The sequence below is a fragment of the Achromobacter sp. FW305-C-28 genome (genome assembly GCF_058783235.1).
In genome coordinates this window covers 127,334-146,285 of the sequence record NZ_JBYSYL010000001.1, presented here as the reverse complement: position 1 = coordinate 146,285, position 18,952 = coordinate 127,334, and the positions used below count along the sequence as shown (strand labels likewise).

The window sequence follows — 18,952 nt, the reverse complement described above, 5'->3', positions numbered from 1 at the left end:
CCAGCTCTGCTCTGTCACTCAACAGTACTACATAACTGCGATTTGCGCAGCACTGCGCGCCAAATACTTAGGCGCTGCGGCGGCTGCGGCTGGCAACCTTGGTGGCGGCGTCGGCGGCATCCGTCGCAGCCTTGAAGGTCGCGTTCGCGGCGGCATTCAGGTTGGACTCGGCGACTTCGGCGGCCTGCTTGGCGGCCTTGGTCAGCGAATCGTAGGCGCTGTTGGCGGTGGCCAACGACGACTTGATCAGGGCAACGGCGCTTTCCGAACCCGTGGGGGCGTTCTTGGAGAACTGCTCGACGGCGTCGGTCAGTTGCTGTTGGCCTTCGGCGATTTGTTCTTCGGTCAACTTGACCAGATTACCTTGCACGCCGGCAACGATGTCATACACATGCTTGGTGTACGCCAGGGCCTTTTCGGCGCCCGGTTGCAGCAGGCCGGAGGCGAACGCCGCGGCTTCTTGCGGGTCCTTCACTTCGGTGGCTTGTTGCGACTTCTGGGCGACTTCGTCCAGGGTGGCGCGCACGACCTTCAGGTTCAGCTCGACCAGCTTTTCGAAACCGGCGAACACAGCCGACTGGGCGGCCACGAAGGTGTTGATGCTGGCTTTTTGACGGTCCAGGACTTGTTGCGGAATAGCGCTCATAGAATTGCTCCTTTTAGGGGTAGCCGGAGGCTTTCCGGCAGGTAAGGATGGTGTCTGCGACGAAATTAAAAACGTGCGCGGAAACTGGTACTACAAGCTACCGCCGGCCCGTTTGATGCACTGCACAATTCACATTCTACGGGCCAAAAAAAACCTGTCAAGCAATATTGGTGCAACGCAACAACTATTTGCACTTTAACAGTGCATGCCCCTGCGCGCGTTTGATCCCGCGCAAGGATTTCCCATGATTCGGGAAATACCGGACATGACGGCGTATCAATTCTTTTCTACACTGCTTGCACGCTGATGACAGACAAACATAAACGATAAGTCAGCGATCAAAAACACATCGCAGCAAGCAAAACCCTGCAATCGGAGACTTCATGACCTTCATCCCCCGCACGCTTTCGGCCCTGCTCGCGGCCAGCGCCATGCTCGCGGCCGGCGCCGCCCACGCGGAATTCCCGGAACGCCCCATCAACATGGTGGTGCCTTTCGCCGCCGGCGGTCCGACGGACAACGTTGCGCGTTCGCTGGCAGAAGCCATGCGTCACTCCCTGGGCCAGACCGTCGTGGTCGAAAACAAGGGCGGTGCGGGCGGCACCATCGGCACGACGCAAGTGGCGCGGGCTCAGCCGGACGGTTATTCCGTGCTGCTGATGCACGCCGGCTTCTCGACCGCACCGTCCCTGTACAAGAATCCGGGGTACGACCCCTACAAGAGTTTCGAGCCTATCGGCCTGGTGGTCGATGTGCCCATGACCATCATCGCGCGTTCGGACTTCCCGCCCAACACCATCCAGGAACTGGCCGAGTACGTCAAAAAGAACAAGGACAAGGTTTCGCTCGCCAACGCCGGCATCGGCGCGGCCAGCCACCTGTGCGGCACGATGCTGGTCGAAGCCCTGGGCGTGCAACTCTTGACCATTCCCTACAAGGGCACGGCGCCGGCCATGAACGACCTGCTGGGCAAGCAGGTGGACCTGCTCTGCGACCAGACCACCAACACCACGCAGCAGATCGACAGCGGCAAGGTCAAGGCCTACGCCGTCACCAGCCTGCAACGCGTGCCGACCCTGCCGAAGCTGCCGACCATGGACGAGTCCGGCTTCAAGGGGTTCGAAGTCGGTATCTGGCATGGCATGTGGGTGCCGAAGGGCACCCCCAAGCCGGTGGTGGACAAGCTCATCAAGAGCCTGCAGGCTGGCCTGGCGGATCCGAAGTTCCAGGAACGCATGAAGCAACTGGGCGCCACGGTGCTGACCGCCGAAGCCAATCCCCAGTCGCTGGACGCCAAGGTGAAGCAGCAGGTGCCGCAGTGGGCCGAGCTGTTCAAGAAGGCCGGCGTCGAGCAGCAATAACGCTGGCGCGCCTGTTGGACACGTCCGCCACGGCGGGCGTGTTTGCACGGCGCCCCTTCCGGCTCGCGCCAACATTGAAAAAGCCCCTTGCGGGGCTTTTTTTCGTTCGGGCGCAAGCGCCGGTCAGGAGCGCATGGCTTCGGCCGCCAGGCCCAGGCCGCTGAAGCCGCTGGAAACAGAAGGCTCGTAGCCCAGCGCTTCGGAAATGCTGGCGGCGGTATCCACCAGGGCCTTGATCCAGTCGTCCTGCAGCCGCTCGGCGGGAGCCGAGATCGACAGGCCCGCCACCAGCTTGCCCGTGTCGTCGAAAATACCGGCGGCGATGCAGCGCACGCCCAGTTCCAGCTCTTCGTTGTCACGCGCATAGCCGTGGCGCCGCACCAGCGCCAGTTCGCGTTCGAGGCGATCGAGATCGGTCAGGCTGTTGCGAGTATGACCGGCCAGGCCCGTGCGCAGGGCATAGGCGCGCACCTGGCGGGTGTCGCCGGTGGACAGAAACAGTTTGCCGGTGGACGTGAGATGCAGCGGTGCGCGTCCGCCAATGGCCCGCACCACCTGCATGCCGGAGCGCTCGCTCCAGGCGCGGTCGATGTAGACGATTTCGTCGCCCTGCTGAACCGACAGGTTGATGGTCTGGCCGGTCAGCTTGTGCAGCGAACGCATGGCCGAGATGGCGGCCTCGCGCACATTGAGCCGCCCCTTGACCAGCGAGCCCAGTTCCAGCAGCCGCATGCCCAGTTGATACAGGCCGTTGTCCACCCTTTCGACGTAGCGGCCGACAACCAGGTCGTTCAGGATGCGGTGCGCGGTCGAGGCGTGCAGCCCCGTGGTCGCGGACAGTTCCTTGAGCGTGACGGGTTCGGGCTGCGCGGCCAGCGCATCGAGCAGGCGCATGGCACGCTCGATGACCTGGATGGCGATGGGATGGGACGACGCGCCATCGGCCTCGGCGTCCAGGGCATTGCGGGTGGTGGGAAGACGGGACATAGGAAGGGAAAGGGGCTCGCGCGGCGCCACCGAAAGAGACCAGTCTTGCGGCAACGCAGCAAACAGTTCTTTCCCGTATTGTGAAATTTGCGGGAAGATTTGGCAACCGCTTTTTTATCCATCAAAACGGGGACGCCCCCCCGTTTTGATCGTATCCGGCTTCAGTTGGCAGGCGGTGCCAGCTTGCCGCCCAGGCGCAGCACTTCGCCCCGCAGGTACTCCAACGCCTCGGCGGCCGCCCCGGGTTCGCCCTTGACGCCCAGGTCGATATGCGGCGTTCCACCCGCTTCGCCAACGCTGGGCAGGCTGAAGGCGCGCACACCCGGCCAGCGACTTTCGACGGTTTGCATGGCGGGGGTGATGCGCGATTCGGGCATGCTGAACACCAGGAAGGAATGCTCGGCGTGGTGGCGCACATGCTGCAATGCACGATAGCGCGTGTCGAGCGTCCATTCGAGCATCGGCCAGGCCATGACCGGAAAGCCCGGCACGAAGGTATGGTCGCGAATGAAGAACCCGGGAATGCGGTTGTAGGGGTTGGGAACGATCTCGCAGCCCTGCGGAAAGACGCCCATCTGCAGGCGCTGCTGGTTTTCGGGCGCGCTCATGTCGGCCGTGCCCTGCCCCTTGGCCGCCATCTCGGCGGTGCGCAGGGCGATGGCCTGTTCGGCCTCGGGATGCAACGCCAGCGGCAGATCCAGCGCCGCGGCCGCCGCCTGGCGAGTGTGGTCGTCGGGCGTGCCGCCAATGCCGCCGCACGAGAACACCACGTCGCCCGTGGCAAAGCTGCGCCGGTAGGCGGCCACCAGCGTGTCGCGCTCGTCGGGCAGGAATTGCGCCCAGCTCAGTTGCATGCCGCGCGCGGCAAGCAGTTCGACGACCTTGGAGAAATGCTTGTCTTGCCGGCGGCCCGACAGGATTTCGTCGCCGACGATGATGAGGCCGATGCGGCGGGAGGCAGATTCTGCAGCCATGTCCGGTTCCAGATTGAGGCGGTTGAATGAGGGAAAGGCAGGGACGTCAGTCGACGTCGATCGTGCGTTCCTGGCGCAGGCGCTGCACGGCGTCCAACCCGTAGTGTGCATAGACCAGCGCCGAAAACACCGGCAGGATGACCCACGCGGGCGGCAGCAGGTTCAAGAGTGAGCAGATCAGACCGATGATCCAGAAGCCGCCGTTGTTGCGCTTGAGGATGATCTTGCGTTCGGCGGGGCTGGCGTGTTCGACGATGGCGTCCAGGCGCATCATGCGCGAGAACGCAAAGGCCCACCAGAACACCGACAGCACCACGGCCATGGGCGGCACCAGCCACAGGGGCAAGGTGAGCAGCCAGCCGGCGGCGAACGCCGCCGACACCCAGACCGCGTTCCAGACGCTGACGGCAGTGGAAAACTTGCCCTGCCGTCCCAGGCCGGCGTATTCGCGCTGGCCGACATGGCGCAACACCAGCGGCATGACGAATACGGCCGCGATGGCCAGGCCCAGGATGCCCGACACCGGCAGCAGGATGGCGGCCGCGATCACCGGAATCAGGTAGATCTTGAGCGAAAAAAGCCCCATCGCCACGAGCCATTCGTCGGTGCGGTTGACGAAGTCCCAGTGTGAAGCCTCGACGCGCAGCCAATCGGTCAGGGGCGTCCAGAACAGCCAGAGCAACAGGAAGGCGCCGACCAGCGCAATCAGGAAAGGCAGCAGCACCGCGAACAGCATCGACGGGTGGCATTGGGAAACCAGCGCGCGCTTGAAGGCCTGCGCGACGCTGCCCGCGGGTCCGGCAAAACGGCCGGCGCCGGGGGCTTGGGAATCAGTGCGCAAGGCGGTCATGGCATGGCAAATATAAGGTGGGCATCCCGGGTATGATAGTCAAACACGCTTGCCTTCGCTCGTATGACACTCCTGGTACCTGGTTCCGATCTGACCGCCCTGCGCGCCCAACTGGCGGCCTCGCCGCAGTCGTGGCTGATCGCCTGTTTCTGCGCCGCCTGGTGCGACACCTGCGGCGAATATCGGCCCAAGCTGCGCACGCTTTCCGGCACCCTGCGCCAGCACGTGTTCGCCTGGATCGACATCGAAGACCACGCCGAATTGCTGGGCGAAGTCGACGTCGAGAATTTCCCCACCCTGATGGTCCAGATCAAAGACCGAGTCGTCTTCTACGGCCCCATGCTGCCGCATATCGGCCACCTGGAACGCCTGCTCGACAGCCTGAACGAAGACAGCCCGGCAGTGACGTCGGACCTGCCCGACCTGCCCCGGCTGCTCGCGGCCTGATTCGTCAGCGAACGACCCGCAAACAAAAAGCGCCCGGCCAGGGCGCTTTCTCTTTGAGGCATTGGGCGCATACCGGATGCGCCCTGTTTACTTCACTTCCGGCTACCGCCCAGCAACACGGCGATCTGGCGCTTGGGCGCGGACGAATTGCCATTTTGGCGCGGGGCCTGCTCTTGCTCCGGGGCCGGCGCGGCCGAGGGTTCGTAGGGCTTGAGGAAGAAATCGTCCACGGGCTGGCGCGACGAATTGGAACCGTAGCCGCCGCCCGAACGGCGATCCGACGAACGGCCACGCTCGCGGCCGCCTTCGCGGCTGTCACGGCCTTCACGACCTTCACGCGACGAAGAGCCGCGTTCGCGGTCTTCACCGCGGCCGTGGCTGCGGGCCACCAGGTCGGCCGGCACATCAAGCGTGCCACGCGGCACTTCGCGCTTGATCAGCTTTTCGATGTCGAGCAGGAAACGCTCTTCGTCGGGCGTGAACAGGGCAATCGCTTCACCCGAGGCGCCAGCGCGGCCGGTACGGCCGATGCGGTGCACGTAGTCTTCGGCGTTGTACGGCAGGTCATAGTTGATGACGCAAGGCACGCCAGCCACGTCCAGGCCGCGAGCGGCCACGTCGGTGGCGACCAGGACTTCGAGTTCGCCGGCCTTGAAGGCTTCCAGCGCCTTCATGCGATCGGCCTGGGTCTTGTCGCCGTGAATGGATTCGGCCTTGACGCCGTCGCGTTCAAGTTCGCGGGCCAGGCGCGCCGTGCCGATCTTGGTGTTCGAAAACACGATGACCTGCTTCAGGCCGCGTGACTTCACCAGGTGCACCACGGCGGCGCGCTTCTTGTCGCCCGCCATCTTGTAGGCGATCTGCGTGATGGTGGTGGCCGTGGCGTTGCGCGCCGCGACTTCGATTTCAACGGGGTGGTTCAGGTACGAACGGCCCAGCTTGCGGATTTCGTTGCTGAACGTGGCCGAGAACAACAGGCCTTGGCGCTGCGCGGGCAGCAGGCGGATGATGCGTTCCAGGTCGGGCAGGAAGCCCATGTCCAGCATGCGGTCAGCTTCGTCCAGTACCAGGATGCCGACCTGGCTGAGGTTCACGTTTTTCTGTTCGACGTGGTCGAGCAGTCGGCCCGGCGTGGCGACCAGCACTTCGCAACCGCGACGCAGCGCTTCTTTTTGCGGACCGATGTCGACGCCGCCGAACACGACGGCCGAACGCAGGGGCGTCTGCTTGCTGTAGCGCTTGACGCTTTCGTAGACCTGATCCGCCAATTCGCGCGTGGGCGTGAGGATCAGTGCGCGCACCGGGTGCCGCGCGGGCGAGGCGCTGGTGTTGGCCAGCGGCATCAGGCGATGCAGGATGGGCAACGTGAACGCGGCGGTCTTGCCGGTGCCGGTCTGGGCGGCGCCCATGACGTCGCGCCCTTCGACCACGACGGGAATGGCTTGCGCCTGGATCGGGGTGGGCGTGGTGTAGCCGGTTTCGGCGATGGATTGCAACAGCAGGGGATGCAGCCCGAAGTCGGAGAACGTGGGCGTAGGCGCGGGCGCTGCGGCGGTGGGTGCTGCGGATTGAGTGGATTCAGTCATCAGGGTTTGGCAGATACCGGGACCAGTGAAAAAGAACAAAACGAGAGTGCTGCGAGCACTGCACATGCATACGCATCAGGACAACCGGAACGCGCGCCACGCTCGCGCGGCCACGTGCAAACCACCCTGACGCGCGGGCGCGTCGCGGGCAATCTGCACCCTGCCTTGCAGGCCAGGTGGCGCATTCTGGTTTCGATACTTATGAGGGGCAGTACCAGGCCCGGATTGCTGTGGATAAGTTGATTTTAGCGCAGCCGGCCTACCACACGCGCAAGCGCGTGTCAGGAAGGCCCCGCGAATGGCCCCCCAGCCCGCCCAGGCAGCCCTGGCGCGCGCCGAACACGTCCACCTGGTGGACACACACTGTACGATCGGCGGCCGTCAACCTGCCAGCCAGCGCAGGCCCCAGAGGACCACCATGCCGACGACGATCACCAGCACTGCACTGCGGGTGCGCAGGAACACCAGGATGGCCACGATGCCGGCCACCAGCTTGTAGTCGAAAATCGGACCCAGCCCGGCCTTCCAGGGCAGCAGGTCCGGCACCACGATGGCGGTCAGCGCGGCCGCCGGCGCATAGCGCAGGGCCCGGCGCACGCCATCGGGCAAGGGAATGTAATCGCCGAACAGCATGAAGCCGGCGCGGGTCAGCACGCTGCACAGCGCCAGCAGCAGAATGGCGGAATAGACGTAGATCTCGGACGGCCAGAGAGTCATGCGCGCGCCTTGAAGAAGCGTTCGGCCCACATGCCGGCCACGACGCCGGCAATCACCGCCGCCGCCAGGCCCAGGCGCAGCGGCAGCACCTGGCCGGTCCAGGCGACCACGCCGGCCGCCAGCATCGACACCAGCATCGGCTTGGAATTGGCCAGCGGCACCGTGATGGCCAACAGGGCCAGCACCGCCGCGAAATCCAGCGACCAGCCGGCCGGCACCATGGTACCCAGGTAGATGCCGACGATGGACGAGGACTGCCAGACGAGCCAGCCGGGGGCGATGGCGCCGATGAAATACCAGAGCTGCTCGCGGGTGCCGCGTTGGGCCGCATCCCCAAAACGGGGCATGAACAGCACGAAGCCCATGTCGGTGGTGAAGTAGCCCAGCCCCAGGCGCTTGGGCCAGGACAGGTGGCGGAAATAGGGTTGCAGCGCGGCGCCGAAGATCAGGAAGCGCAGGTTCACCACGCAGCCTGCGGCGAAGATCAGCCACAACGGCGCGCCGGTGGCGATCAGGGGCAGGGACGTGAGCTGGGCCGAGCCGGCATACAGCAGCAGGGTCATGGCCAGCGCCATGGATTCGGTCAGGCCGGACTTGACCATGGCCACGCCGGTCACCAGGCCCCAGGTCGCGGTGGCGATCAGGGCCGGCACGATGGCGTGCACCCCGGCCCGGAACGCGGCGACGCGCTCCTGGCGGACCACCCGCGGGTCTTCGGTTTCGGGAAACGCGGACTCAGAGGACAACGGCAGGCCCCTGGGTATTCGGACAGGACGACATGGGAACTCTATGGAAGGAAACTCACGACAACCTGCTCGCCCGCCGGGGCCGCGGCGGCCCGTAGGCACCACGCCGGTGCGCGAATAGGGGCCTATTGTAACCTCGCCGCTTGATACAATACGGCCCTCACATTGAGAGGGGAGCAGACCATGTCGATGGCTGACCGCGATGGCTTCATCTGGTATGACGGCAAACTCGTGCCCTGGCGCGACGCGACCACGCACGTCCTGACGCACTCCCTGCACTACGGCCTGTCGGTCTTCGAAGGCGTGCGCGCCTACCATGCCGAGATCGGCACGGCGATCTTCCGCCTCGAAGACCACACCAACCGTCTCTTCAATTCGGCGCACATCTACCAGATCCCGATGCCCTTCGATCGCGACACGATCAACGAAGCCCAGCGGATGGTGGTACGCGAGAACAAGCTCGAATCCGCCTACCTGCGCCCACTGGTGTTCTACGGCCCCGAGAAAATGGGCGTGTCGCCCAAGGGCGCCAAGGTGCACGTGGCCATCGCCGCCTGGCCGTGGGGCGCCTACCTGGGCGAAGAAGCCCTGTCGCAGGGCATCCGGGTCAAGGTGTCGTCGTTCGCCCGCCAGCACGTCAACGTGACGATGCCGCGCGCCAAGGTGGCCACCACTTACGCGAACTCGATCCTGGCCAACACCGAAGCCCTGCAGGACGGCTACGACGAGGCCCTGCTGCTGGACACTGAAGGCTTCGTGGCCGAGGGCTCCGGCGAGAACCTGTTCATCGTCAAGGACGGCGTGCTCTGCGAGCCCGAGATCGCCTCGGCCCTGACCGGCATCACCCGCTCGACCATCCACGCGCTGGCCGCCGACTTCGGCTTGCGCATTGTTACCAAACGCCTGACGCGCGACGACGTCTACATCGCCGACGAAGCTTTCTTCACCGGGACTGCCGCCGAAGTCACGCCGATCCGCGAGGTCGACAACCGCCAGATCGGCTCGGGCCGACGCGGTCCCATCACCGAGAAGCTCCAGAAAGCGTTTTTTGACATGGTGAATGGCCGCAACCCGAAGTACCATCACTGGCTGAGCAAAGTCTGATTCGCGCCGCCCTGCCCGCCAGGGCGGCATTACTGCCCCAACCTACCGATCACCGGTATTTTTATTCAGGAAATTCCATGACCGCTGCTGCCCCGGCCGCCGTCCCGCACCCCCACGAAGTCATCGAAGTCGGCGCCGAAGACCTGCCCGTCTTCTGTCCGGGTCCCAAGGCCCCGCTGTGGAGCATGCACCCACGCGTCTTCCTGGACGTCGCCCGTAGCGGCTCGGCGCGGTGTGCCTACTGTGGCGCGGAATACCGGCTCAAACCCGGCACCGTGCTGCACGGCCACCACTGAGCCTTCGCCGCAACCGCCAAACCATTCCCGCCATCATGTTCGCCACGCCCGAAGAAGCAGAACACGCGTTCTACGAAGCCCTTGAGCAGGGGGACACCGTCCGCCTGATGCAAGTGTGGGCGGACGACGAGGAAGTCGTCTGCATCCATCCGGGGGGCCTGCGCATCGTCGGCCACTCGGCGGTGCAGGAATCCTGGCAACACGTGCTGGCCAACGGCCCCCTGCACATCCGCCCGCTGCGTCCGCTGGTCATGCTGAGCATGATGTGCGCGGTGCACGTGCTGGTCGAGCAGGTGGCCGTGCGCACGCGGGAAGGCACGCAGTTCGCCAACTGCTACGCCACGAACATCTACCACAAGGGCCCCACCGGCTGGCGCATGGTCATGCACCATGCCTCGTCGGCGCCCACGGAAGCCGGGGTGCTCGATTTGCACGACGTACCCGACATGCTGCACTAAGGCGGGTGGATTTGTTGGCTGCTGCTCGTTTCGATTCAACGCCCTGCCCTGTTCCCTCCTGGCTGCCCGGAGGCGATGCCCAGACGGTCTACGCCGCGCTGTTCGCGCAGTACCACCGCATTGCCTTCGTACGCGACCGCGTTGAAACGCCCGACACCGATTTCGTCGATTTCGACTGGACCGGCCCCGGGCTGTTCCCGCACAAGGCTGCCGATGGCGCGCCGGTCAGCGGCCAGTTGCCCGTGGCCAACGGCAAGACCGCCGCTGCCCGCTGGATGACCGACGCCGACTGGAAATCCCTGCCGCAAACGGCCGACACTCCGGCCCTGCTGCTGTTCCACGGCCTGGAAGGCGGCAGCAACAGCCGCTACGCGCAATCCATCGCACACCACTTCCGCGCACGCGGCTGGATCGTCGTCATCGCGCACTTTCGCGGTTGCTCCGGCGTGCCCAACCGGCTGGCGCGGGCCTATTACTCCGGCGATTCCGCCGAAGTCGGCTTCTTGCTCAAGACGGTACGCGACCGCATTCCGCACGCACGCTGGCACGCCGTGGGCGTGTCGCTGGGCGGCAATGCGCTGCTGAAATACCTGGGCGAGCACCACGAAGACACCACCTGGCTGACCGCCTGCGCGGGCGTGTCCGTACCGCTGGATCTGGTGGCCTGCGGCAAGACGCTGTCCACCGGCTTCTTCAACCGCAAGGTGTACACGGGCCATTTCCTCAAGACGCTCAAGCACAAGGTGCTGGAAAAGGCCCACCGCTACCCGGGTGCCATCGACGTCATGCGCATTGCCCATGCGCGCGACCTGCGTGATTTCGATGATGCCTACACCGCGCCAATGCACGGGTTCCGCAATGCCCTGGATTACTGGACCCGCGCTTCCAGCAAGCCGTGGCTGCCGCAGATCTCGGTGCCCACGCTGGTACTCAACGCACTGAACGATCCGTTCATTCCGGCCAGCGCCCTGCCCAAGCCGGACGAATGCTCGTCCAGCATCCTGCTGCACCAGCCCACCGATGGCGGCCATGCCGGTTTTCCGACAGGGGCATTCCCTGCGCACCTGGGCTGGCTGCCGCAGCGCCTGGGCCGCTTCTTCGAGACCGGGCTGTAGGCCGGGCGCCGGCTTCATGCCGGCGCCATCCGGCCCGCCTCAGCCCGACTTGAAGCGTTCCAGCAACTGGCGTTCTTCGGCCAGCTTGTCTTTCACTTCCTTGATCTGGACATCGATCTGCGACTGCTCGTAGAAGTCGGTGGACATGCCGCGCGCCTGCTGCAGCTGTGACTCGGCCGCGGCAAACGCGCCGGTCATGACGTAGTAGCGGGCCAGGTCGCGGCGCGCCTGCACCGGCTTGCCCGTGCGCTCTTCGCTTTGCGCCAGCATCTGGTAGAGGCTGGGCTCGTCCGAGCCCCACTGCTTGATCTTGGCGCGCAGGTAATCCTGCGCCTCGGCATGGCGGCCATTGCTTTGCAGCGCCGTGGCATACGCCAGCCCCAGCGCCCGCTGCTCGGGCCAGCGCCGGGTGGCGGCCTGCGCCAGGTCCTGGGCGCGCCGGTAGTCCTTGCGGGCCAGTGCAATGTCGACGGCCAACTTGGCCATCTGGGGCGAATCGCGACCATCAGCCGACGCCTGCCCCAGGAAACGCTCGGCCTCGTCCAGGTTGTTGCGCTGGAAGGCCTGCAACGACAGTCCGTAGTAGGCCGCCGAGCGACGTACACCGGAGAGGGCCTGGGCTTCGTCCTGCAATTGCTGGGTTGCCGAGCGCAGGCTGACCGCGTCGCGTCCCTGCACCACGCGCATCTTGGCGCGCACGTACCAGAAGTCGTCGCTGTCGACGTGACGAGACGGTGGCAACGAGCGCACGCGGTTCTGCACGTCGGACATACGCTCGATCGACAGCGGGTGGGTGCTGGCCCACGACCCGCCACCCGCGCCTTCGTTCAAACGCGAGGCATTCATCAGGCGCGAGAACATCTGCGCCATGCCCTGGGCATCGAAGCCCGCCTTGGTCAGCATGGTGAAGCCGGCCCGGTCGGCCTCGCGTTCAGCATCCCGCGAAAAGCCCAATTGGCGATTGATGGCGGCGGCCTGGCCGAATGCCGCCACACCCATCGCCAGGTTGCCACCGCCGCCGGCCAACGCGGCCAGCAGTGCACCCGCCAGGCTGGCCAGCATGACCATGCTGTTCTGGCTCTGCTGGGTCATGCCACGGGCGATATGGCGTTGCACCACGTGGCCGATTTCGTGCGCCAGCACCGCCGCCAGTTCGGATTCGCTGCCCGAGGACACGATCAGTCCGGTGTTGACGCCGATGAAGCCGCCCGGCATGGCGAAGGCGTTGATCTCGGGATCGCGCACGCCGAACATCTCAACGTCCGGGACGGCCCCCGGAGAGAACGACGCCAGCTTGCGCCCCATGGTGGTGAGGTACTGGCTGAGCTCGGGATCGTCGACATAGGTCGGGTCGCGGCGGCCCTGCGACATGATGGCCTCGCCCAGGCTGCGCTCGAGCATGGGCGAAAGATCCGCAGCGGACGCGGCGCCCATGGTGGGCAGTCCCACGGGCTGGGCCCAGGCCGCCACCGGCAAGGTGGGCGCGACCAGGGCGAGGCAGATTCCGGCGATGGCGCTCCGTTGCGCAATCAAGCAAATGGATGGCATTTTCCTGCGGTTCATAAGCCTATGATAGCGATGCGCTTAAAATGTTTCATCGTTACCCCCTATGAGGTCTCAATGCGTCCCGTCCGTAAAGCCGTTTTCCCCGTCGCCGGCATGGGCACGCGCTTCCTGCCCGCCACCAAGGCGATGCCCAAGGAAATGCTGCCCGTGGTCGACAAACCGCTGATTCAATACGCCGTCGAAGAAGCCGTCGCTGCGGGCATTACAGACTTGATCTTCGTTACTGGTCGCAACAAGCGTGCCATCGAAGACCATTTCGACTCCGCCCCCGAGCTCGAATCCGACCTCGAAAGCAAGGGCAAACATGAGCTTCTGGCCATGTTGCGGGGCATTCTACCTGCCCACGTCAATTGCCTCTATATCCGCCAGTCGGCCCCGCTGGGCCTGGGGCACGCCGTGCTGTCGGCCGCCCCCGCCGTGGGCGACGAACCGTTTGCCGTGCTGCTCGCCGACGACCTGATCGACGCCGACACGCCCGCCATGAAGCAACTGGTGGACATCGCCATCGCCCAGAACGCCAGCGTGCTGGGCGTGCAGGACGTCCCCCGTGAAGACACCCGCAAATACGGTATCGTGGCCACCCGCGCGGGGGACACGCAGGCCGACGGCCGCACCGAACGCGTGACCCATATCGTGGAAAAACCCGATCCCGAATCCGCCCCCTCGACGTTGGCAGTGGTGGGTCGCTACGTGCTGGAAGCCGCCATCTTCGACCACCTGCGCTCGACCAAGATGGGCGCAGGCAATGAAATCCAGCTGACCGACGGCATCGCCTCGATGATGCGCGAACGTGCCGTGTATGCGCACCGCTACGAAGGCACGCGCTACGACTGCGGCAACAAGGCAGGCATGTTCCAGGCCACGGTGGCGCTGGGCCGCAAGTACCACGGCCTGCTGACGGATTGATCCGGCAGCCGCGGCGACCGCCGCGGCAGGCCTTCCCACAGAGACTTCAGGACAGCCTCGCGGCCACGCCCTAGGCGGATGCCGCGCGGGCGCGCGCCCGCGCCTTGGCCATCGCGTCCCGGTCAGCCTTGCGCAGCCGCCCCTTGGCCGACAGGCGCATCAGCGTGCCCAAAGCCACCATCAGCCCGATCACTTCCACCAGCGCGGCGGGAATCCACATCGTCAGGCCGCCGATGGTCTGGTCGGTTTGCGCGGACATCGCAATCGCGCGGCCGCACAGCTCGAACAAGGGATAGATGTCGCTTTCCGTGAAAGCGATGACCGCCCCCGCCACCATCTGGGGCAGCATGGTCAGGATCGGTGAAATGACGCGGCCGCCCGGCGTCATTGCGGCAGGCGGACTGGGGCGGCGGTCCAGGATCAGGTTCCAGTACATGAAGCCGCTGATCACCACGGACCAGTTCATCACGCGGTACAGGCGCCAGTCGAGCATGGAATAGAACTGCACCGACGGAATCAGCCAGACCAGCACCAGGAACACGAACAGGGTCGGCACGAAGATCTTGTGGGTCAGCACCGTGACGGTGGCGCGGCCCGCGCCCGTGCGCAGGAAATCACGCAGCCGCAGGCGCCAGGACATCGGCAGCCCTGCCCGCATGACCTGGCCGGGAAACGCCGCCATGACCAGCAACGGCCCCAGGTGGTGCAACACCAGGTGCTGGATGCGGTGGATGAAGAACATACGCTCGGCGTAATAGTCCAGGCGGGTGTGCATGGACAGGTACAGCAGCACCATGCCCGCCCAGAACAGCACACGCCGTGCGGCCGAGACGTGGTGCACGCGTTGACCGCGCACGAACAGCACGATGGCCACCAGGAAGGAGGCCACCAGCGTGGGAGAGAACTCCCAGGGTATGAGCCATTCGAGACTGTCCATGCGTGTCATCCGGAAATTGCCGGCGGGGGGAGCCGCCCGGGCCTAAAACGCGCAACCGGGGTCGATTGTAGTAGACCCGGGCGGCTCCCGTCCGGCTCAGAAGCGGTGCGAAATCCCCGTGCCAAAACGCGACGTGTGGGAATGGCCCGGATCGAACTGGTTATCCAGGGTGTAGTTGGACGTATAGCCGGCGAACGCGTAGAGCGTGGTGCGCGGCGACAGGTCGTAGGTGTACCCCAGCGTCACCAGTTGCGCGTTGCGCGCCTTGGCGCCGTCGTCCCATTTCCAGTCGGGGTTGGCCAGCGACCATTGCACCACCACGGCGCCATGCCCCACCGGCACGCTGGCGCCCAGCAGCCAGGCATTGACCGTGCCGCCGCGCGCGAACGCCGCCGGCCCCAGGTTCTGGCCCAGGTTGTCGGGATCGCCGCCGTCCAGGCCGACATAGCCGTTGCGCTGGCGCGACCAGGCCAGCGATACCTTGACGACCTCGAAGTCGTAGGACGCGCCCAACTGCACGGCCTGGGGCCGCCCGTTGTTGCCGGCCAGCGGTTCGGCCAGGCGCATCTGGTCCCAGGTGGCGACCGCCAGGAGGGGGCCGTCCTCATACTTCAGGCCCAGGCTGATCGCCCGGTTGTTGGCGGCGGTCTGGAAGCGGTCGCGGCCGTCGGCGTCGAACGAATAGCCGATACCCGCCTGGAAGCCCTGCCAGGTCGGCGTGTAGTAATTGACCAGGTTGCTGAACTGGTAGTTGTCGGACGCCTTGAAGGTGGCGCCCATGCCCATTTCCTTCCAGGAGGCGAGCTCCAGCGCGTTGCCGTAGGTCTTGCCGACGGTGTACTGGCGCCCCAGCCGCAGATCGCCGTAGGCCTCGTGCGCCAAGCCGACCCAGGCGCCGTAGTTGAACAAGCGGTCGTCGTCGGCGCGCTTGCCGGTGGACGGATCGAAACCGCTTTCCAGCTGGAAACGCGTGCTCCAGCCATCGCCCAGGTCTTCGCTGCCGCGCAGGCCCCACAGGGAATCGGTCAGCCCGCCGTTGAGCAGGCCGCTATGGCTGCCTTGTCCCGACGTGTGGGTGGTGGCGATGCCCGCATCGACGACGCCATAGAGTTGCACGCCGGGGCCATCGCCCGCCGCATGCGCCATCAAGGGAAACCCTGCCGCGCCCGCCATCAGCGTCTTGGCAACAGTCGTGATTTTCATAGCTATCTCCTGAGTGCGCGGCGGGCGCCCTGCCCGCCGCCAGGTGGTTCGGTTTGACTATTGCCAGCCGTAGCGGCGGACCCAGATGCCCTTGAGCAGTTGCGTCAGGACGCAGTAGCTCAACAGGATGCCTGCCAGCCACGGGAAGTAGGACCACGGCAGTGCCTGCAGCTGGAAGTACCCCGCCAGCGGCGAGAACGGCAGGAACAGCCCCAGCCCGACCACCATGACCGTCATCACCATCAAGGGCCAGGCGGCACGGCTTTGCAGGAACGGGATCTTGCGAGTGCGGATCATATGCACGATGAGCGTCTGCGACAACAACCCTTCGACGAACCAGCCCGACTGGAACAACGTCTGGTGCTCAGGCGCATTGGCCTGGAACACGTACCACATGAGCGCGTAGGTGGTGATGTCGAAGATGGAGCTGATGGGCCCGAAGAACACCATGAAACGGCCCAGGCCGGCCGGGTCCCATTGTTGCGGCTTTTTCAGGAGCTCTTCGTCGACATTGTCGAACGGAATGGCCGTCTGCGATATGTCGTACATCAAATTCTGCAGCAGCAGGTGGATCGGCAGCATCGGCAGGAACGGCAGGAAGGCGCTGGCCACCAGCACCGAGAAGACGTTGCCGAAATTGGAGCTGGCGGTCATCTTCAGGTACTTGAGCATGTTGCAGAAGGTCTTGCGGCCTTCGATCACACCGTCTTCCAGCACCATGAGGCTTTTTTCCAGCAGGATGATGTCGGCAGCTTCCTTCGAAATGTCGACCGCCGAGTCGACCGAGATACCCACGTCCGCCGCGCGCAGCGCCGGGGCGTCATTGATGCCGTCGCCCATGAAACCCACGGTATTGCCCTGAGCCCGCAGCGTATGAACGATGCGCTCCTTGTGCGCCGGAGTCAGCCGGGCGAAGACGTTGGCTTCGCGCACGGCCAGGGCCAGCTGGGTATCGTCCATGGCCTCGATCTGGTCGCCCAGGTAGACCTTGCGGACCTCGAACCCCACTTCGCGGCACACCTTCTGCGTCACCAGTTCGACGTCGCCGGTCAGCACCTTCACTTCGATGCCGGAATCGCGCAGGGCTGCCAGCGCCGGGCCGGTGGATTCCTTGGGGGGATCCAGGAAGGCGATATAGCCCACCAGCACCAGGTCGGATTCATCGGCCACACCATACGCCTGTTGCGTGGGCGGCAGTTCGCGCACCCCCACCGCGATGACGCGCAGCCCATCGCGGTTCAGATCGGCGGTGACCCGGCGAATGTCGGCGCGCCGCGCGTCGGTCAACAGATGCACATCGTTGCCCACCCGCAAGCGGGTGCAGACCGACAGCATTTCCTCCAGCGCGCCCTTGCAGATCAGCTCGTGGTGCTCGCGGCCGTCTTCGGTTTCGCTGACCACCACCGACATGCGGCGGCGCGAGAAATCGAACGGAATCTCGTCGATCTTGCGGTAGCGCGCGGCCAGGTCCAGCTTGCGCTCGACCTCGGCGTGACGCAGCACGGCCACGTCCAGCAGATTCTTCAGGCCGGTCTGGTAGTAGCTGTTCAGGTAGGCATAGGCCAGCACGTCGTCGCTGGTGGCGCCATACACATCGGTGTGGCGCTCGAGCACGATGCGATCCTGCGTCAGCGTGCCGGTCTTGTCGGTGCACAGTACGTTCATCGCGCCCAGGTTCTGGATGGCATCCAGCCGCTTGACCACCACCTTGCGCCGCGACATCCGCACCGCCCCCTTGGCCAGGGTGGCCGTGACGATCATGGGCAGCATTTCCGGGGTCAGGCCCACGGCAATCGCCAGCGCGAACAGCAGCGCTTCGAGCCAGTCGCCCTTGGTGAAGCCGTTGATCAGCAGCACGATCGGCGCCATCACCAGCATGAAGCGGATCAGCACCCAGCTCACGCGGTTGATGCCCTGCTGGAATTGCGTGGGCAGGCGCGAGGTCTGCGTGACGCGCCCGGCAAGCTGGCCAAAGTAAGTGCCTGACCCGGTCGCGATCACCAACGCGCTGCCGGACCCGCTGACCACGTTGGTGCCCATGAAGGCCATGTTCTCGAGTTCAAGCGCATTGGCCGTCTCGACGCGTTGCACGGCGTACTTTTCCACCGGCAGCGATTCACCCGTCAAGGCCGCCTGCGCAATGAACAGGTCCTTGGCGCCCAGGATGCGGCAGTCGGCCGGAATCATGTCGCCCGCAGACAGCAGCACCACGTCACCCGGCACCAGCTCGGCCAGCGGCACTTCGATCTGGCGCGAGCCGGACGCATGCAGGGTGGCGCCGAAGAAGCGCCGGGCGTCGCCCTCGGCCATGCCGGCGGCGTCACTGCGCAGCACGGTGGCGGTGTTCTGCACCATCGCCTTCAAGGCTTCGGCGGCACGATTCGAGCGCCGTTCCTGCACAAAGCGCAGCAACGTCGAGATCACCACCATCGAGCCGATGATGATGACACCCTTCCAGGACTGGTCATCGGGTTCAGCCATGTAGACGTCGGTCACCCAGGACAGGCTGGCCAGGCCCGTCAGGAGCAGGTTGAAGGGATTGCGGAAGGATTGCCACAGGTGGGCATACCAGGTCAGCGGCTTTTCGTGGTCGACCTCGTTGGCGCCGTAGCGCGCCCGGGCCTCGTCGGCCTGGACTTCCGACAGGCCGCCTCGGCCACTGCGAAACAGGGAAAAAAGGGCATCGAAGTCCATGCGGGACACGTCCAGCATGCGGCGGTTGGCACGACGCGACGCGTCGGAGGCGGTGGCGGCCACCGCCTGGCCGGTGCCTTCAAGCATGGGGGAACGCCGGAAGTGGCGCCCCGACCGCCGCAGCCCGGCGGCGGAAGAGAAAAAGGTCTTCAGGAATTTAAACATCGGAGTGCTCGGGTTCTTGGTGTTGTTCTGGGAGACACGGACGACAGGCAGCCGGGCCCGATCGCAGGCAGCACGGGGCCACGACCTGTGCAAGACAGGCCGAATCCGCCACGTACAGGCGTGCGCAGGCACCGGGGCGATGTTGCCGGTGTCCGGATCGCGTCGATGGGCGCGCCGGGAGTGCGTGAAGCGGA

At 65.3% G+C, this 18,952-nt stretch carries 18 protein-coding genes; 7 read left to right on the top strand and 11 right to left on the bottom strand.

Features of this window, described 5'->3' with window-relative positions:
* Positions 1-67: 67 nt before the first annotated feature.
* Positions 68-646: a TIGR01841 family phasin gene (gene phaP, locus AC3WMR_RS00655; RefSeq protein WP_175190832.1), complete on the bottom strand. Its 579-nt coding sequence runs from the start codon at positions 644-646 to the stop codon at positions 68-70.
* Between the two features lie 383 nt (positions 647-1,029).
* Between phaP and AC3WMR_RS00650 the strand changes: the two genes are divergently transcribed.
* Positions 1,030-2,007 (top strand): tripartite tricarboxylate transporter substrate binding protein BugD, encoded by a 978-nt coding sequence (locus tag AC3WMR_RS00650; protein ID WP_025136844.1) that lies wholly within the window; start codon positions 1,030-1,032, stop codon positions 2,005-2,007.
* A gap of 123 nt (positions 2,008-2,130) precedes the next feature.
* Here the strand turns inward: AC3WMR_RS00650 and AC3WMR_RS00645 are convergent, their stop codons facing one another.
* The 3 genes from AC3WMR_RS00645 to AC3WMR_RS00635 all read right to left on the bottom strand — a co-directional run bounded on the left by AC3WMR_RS00645 (position 2,131) and on the right by AC3WMR_RS00635 (position 4,818).
* Positions 2,131-2,994: an IclR family transcriptional regulator gene (locus tag AC3WMR_RS00645; RefSeq protein WP_025136843.1), complete on the bottom strand. Its 864-nt coding sequence runs from the start codon at positions 2,992-2,994 to the stop codon at positions 2,131-2,133.
* 161 nt (positions 2,995-3,155) lie between these two features.
* Entirely contained in the window at positions 3,156-3,968 is an 813-nt protein-coding gene (locus tag AC3WMR_RS00640; protein ID WP_492262264.1) for a competence/damage-inducible protein A, read from the bottom strand.
* Between the two features lie 46 nt (positions 3,969-4,014).
* The gene (locus AC3WMR_RS00635; RefSeq protein WP_492262263.1) at positions 4,015-4,818 is read right to left on the bottom strand and encodes an EI24 domain-containing protein; all 804 of its coding nucleotides are present in this window, start codon (positions 4,816-4,818) and stop codon (positions 4,015-4,017) included.
* A 63-nt stretch (positions 4,819-4,881) separates the two neighbouring features.
* On the opposite strand from AC3WMR_RS00635, the gene AC3WMR_RS00630 reads away from it, so the two are divergent.
* Positions 4,882-5,265: a thioredoxin family protein gene (locus AC3WMR_RS00630; protein ID WP_492262262.1), complete on the top strand. Its 384-nt coding sequence runs from the start codon at positions 4,882-4,884 to the stop codon at positions 5,263-5,265.
* 92 nt (positions 5,266-5,357) lie between these two features.
* Here AC3WMR_RS00630 and AC3WMR_RS00625 read toward each other — a convergent pair whose 3' ends face one another.
* The 3 genes from AC3WMR_RS00625 to AC3WMR_RS00615 all read right to left on the bottom strand — a co-directional run bounded on the left by AC3WMR_RS00625 (position 5,358) and on the right by AC3WMR_RS00615 (position 8,314).
* Positions 5,358-6,851, bottom strand: a complete 1,494-nt coding sequence (locus tag AC3WMR_RS00625) for a DEAD/DEAH box helicase (RefSeq protein WP_492262261.1) — start codon at positions 6,849-6,851, stop codon at positions 5,358-5,360.
* 381 nt (positions 6,852-7,232) lie between these two features.
* Entirely contained in the window at positions 7,233-7,568 is a 336-nt protein-coding gene (locus AC3WMR_RS00620) for an AzlD domain-containing protein (RefSeq protein WP_025136838.1), read from the bottom strand.
* Positions 7,565-8,314: an AzlC family ABC transporter permease gene (locus AC3WMR_RS00615; RefSeq protein WP_492262260.1), complete on the bottom strand. Its 750-nt coding sequence runs from the start codon at positions 8,312-8,314 to the stop codon at positions 7,565-7,567. Before AC3WMR_RS00615 ends, AC3WMR_RS00620 begins: the two co-directional genes overlap by 4 nt.
* Before the next feature lie 183 nt (positions 8,315-8,497).
* Here AC3WMR_RS00615 and AC3WMR_RS00610 point away from each other — a divergent pair, with 183 nt between their 5' ends.
* The 4 genes from AC3WMR_RS00610 to AC3WMR_RS00595 all read left to right on the top strand — a co-directional run bounded on the left by AC3WMR_RS00610 (position 8,498) and on the right by AC3WMR_RS00595 (position 11,287).
* Positions 8,498-9,418, top strand: a complete 921-nt coding sequence (locus tag AC3WMR_RS00610) for a branched-chain amino acid transaminase (protein WP_025136836.1) — start codon at positions 8,498-8,500, stop codon at positions 9,416-9,418.
* A gap of 77 nt (positions 9,419-9,495) precedes the next feature.
* Positions 9,496-9,714: a zinc-finger domain-containing protein gene (locus AC3WMR_RS00605; RefSeq protein ID WP_025136835.1), complete on the top strand. Its 219-nt coding sequence runs from the start codon at positions 9,496-9,498 to the stop codon at positions 9,712-9,714.
* A gap of 35 nt (positions 9,715-9,749) precedes the next feature.
* Positions 9,750-10,172: a YybH family protein gene (locus tag AC3WMR_RS00600; RefSeq protein ID WP_025136834.1), complete on the top strand. Its 423-nt coding sequence runs from the start codon at positions 9,750-9,752 to the stop codon at positions 10,170-10,172.
* Positions 10,173-10,186: 14 nt separating this feature from the next.
* Entirely contained in the window at positions 10,187-11,287 is a 1,101-nt protein-coding gene (locus AC3WMR_RS00595) for a YheT family hydrolase (RefSeq protein ID WP_492262259.1), read from the top strand.
* 39 nt (positions 11,288-11,326) lie between these two features.
* Here AC3WMR_RS00595 and AC3WMR_RS00590 read toward each other — a convergent pair whose 3' ends face one another.
* Positions 11,327-12,835 (bottom strand): M48 family metalloprotease, encoded by a 1,509-nt coding sequence (locus tag AC3WMR_RS00590; RefSeq protein WP_492262258.1) that lies wholly within the window; start codon positions 12,833-12,835, stop codon positions 11,327-11,329.
* 72 nt (positions 12,836-12,907) lie between these two features.
* Here AC3WMR_RS00590 and galU point away from each other — a divergent pair, with 72 nt between their 5' ends.
* Positions 12,908-13,759 carry a UTP--glucose-1-phosphate uridylyltransferase GalU gene (gene galU, locus AC3WMR_RS00585; RefSeq protein WP_492262257.1) on the top strand — a complete coding sequence of 284 codons (852 nt, stop codon included), beginning with the start codon at positions 12,908-12,910 and terminating at the stop codon, positions 13,757-13,759.
* Positions 13,760-13,829: 70 nt separating this feature from the next.
* On the opposite strand, the gene AC3WMR_RS00580 is transcribed toward galU, so the two are convergent.
* The 3 genes from AC3WMR_RS00580 to mgtA all read right to left on the bottom strand — a co-directional run bounded on the left by AC3WMR_RS00580 (position 13,830) and on the right by mgtA (position 18,758).
* On the bottom strand, positions 13,830-14,705 hold the full coding sequence (locus AC3WMR_RS00580; protein WP_492262256.1) for a cytochrome c oxidase assembly protein: 876 nt from the start codon (positions 14,703-14,705) through the stop codon (positions 13,830-13,832).
* A gap of 87 nt (positions 14,706-14,792) precedes the next feature.
* Positions 14,793-15,899 carry a porin gene (locus AC3WMR_RS00575; RefSeq protein ID WP_492262255.1) on the bottom strand — a complete coding sequence of 369 codons (1,107 nt, stop codon included), beginning with the start codon at positions 15,897-15,899 and terminating at the stop codon, positions 14,793-14,795.
* 57 nt (positions 15,900-15,956) lie between these two features.
* Positions 15,957-18,758: a magnesium-translocating P-type ATPase gene (gene mgtA, locus AC3WMR_RS00570; protein ID WP_492262254.1), complete on the bottom strand. Its 2,802-nt coding sequence runs from the start codon at positions 18,756-18,758 to the stop codon at positions 15,957-15,959.
* Between the last annotated feature and the right edge of the window lie 194 nt (positions 18,759-18,952).

Bases quoted from the DNA above. Each gene is read 5' to 3' on its own strand.
- phaP (WP_175190832.1), bottom strand. From the start codon at position 646: ATGAGCGCTATTCCGCAACAAGTCCTGGACCGTCAAAAAGCCAGCATC.
- AC3WMR_RS00650 (WP_025136844.1), top strand. From the start codon at position 1,030: ATGACCTTCATCCCCCGCACGCTTTCGGCCCTGCTCGCGGCCAGCGCC.
- AC3WMR_RS00645 (WP_025136843.1), bottom strand. From the start codon at position 2,994: ATGTCCCGTCTTCCCACCACCCGCAATGCCCTGGACGCCGAGGCCGAT.
- AC3WMR_RS00640 (WP_492262264.1), bottom strand. From the start codon at position 3,968: ATGGCTGCAGAATCTGCCTCCCGCCGCATCGGCCTCATCATCGTCGGC.
- AC3WMR_RS00635 (WP_492262263.1), bottom strand. From the start codon at position 4,818: ATGACCGCCTTGCGCACTGATTCCCAAGCCCCCGGCGCCGGCCGTTTT.
- AC3WMR_RS00630 (WP_492262262.1), top strand. From the start codon at position 4,882: ATGACACTCCTGGTACCTGGTTCCGATCTGACCGCCCTGCGCGCCCAA.
- AC3WMR_RS00625 (WP_492262261.1), bottom strand. From the start codon at position 6,851: ATGACTGAATCCACTCAATCCGCAGCACCCACCGCCGCAGCGCCCGCG.
- AC3WMR_RS00620 (WP_025136838.1), bottom strand. From the start codon at position 7,568: ATGACTCTCTGGCCGTCCGAGATCTACGTCTATTCCGCCATTCTGCTG.
- AC3WMR_RS00610 (WP_025136836.1), top strand. From the start codon at position 8,498: ATGTCGATGGCTGACCGCGATGGCTTCATCTGGTATGACGGCAAACTC.
- AC3WMR_RS00605 (WP_025136835.1), top strand. From the start codon at position 9,496: ATGACCGCTGCTGCCCCGGCCGCCGTCCCGCACCCCCACGAAGTCATC.
- AC3WMR_RS00600 (WP_025136834.1), top strand. From the start codon at position 9,750: ATGTTCGCCACGCCCGAAGAAGCAGAACACGCGTTCTACGAAGCCCTT.
- AC3WMR_RS00590 (WP_492262258.1), bottom strand. From the start codon at position 12,835: ATGCCATCCATTTGCTTGATTGCGCAACGGAGCGCCATCGCCGGAATC.
- galU (WP_492262257.1), top strand. From the start codon at position 12,908: ATGCGTCCCGTCCGTAAAGCCGTTTTCCCCGTCGCCGGCATGGGCACG.
- AC3WMR_RS00580 (WP_492262256.1), bottom strand. From the start codon at position 14,705: ATGACACGCATGGACAGTCTCGAATGGCTCATACCCTGGGAGTTCTCT.
- AC3WMR_RS00575 (WP_492262255.1), bottom strand. From the start codon at position 15,899: ATGAAAATCACGACTGTTGCCAAGACGCTGATGGCGGGCGCGGCAGGG.
- mgtA (WP_492262254.1), bottom strand. From the start codon at position 18,758: ATGTTTAAATTCCTGAAGACCTTTTTCTCTTCCGCCGCCGGGCTGCGG.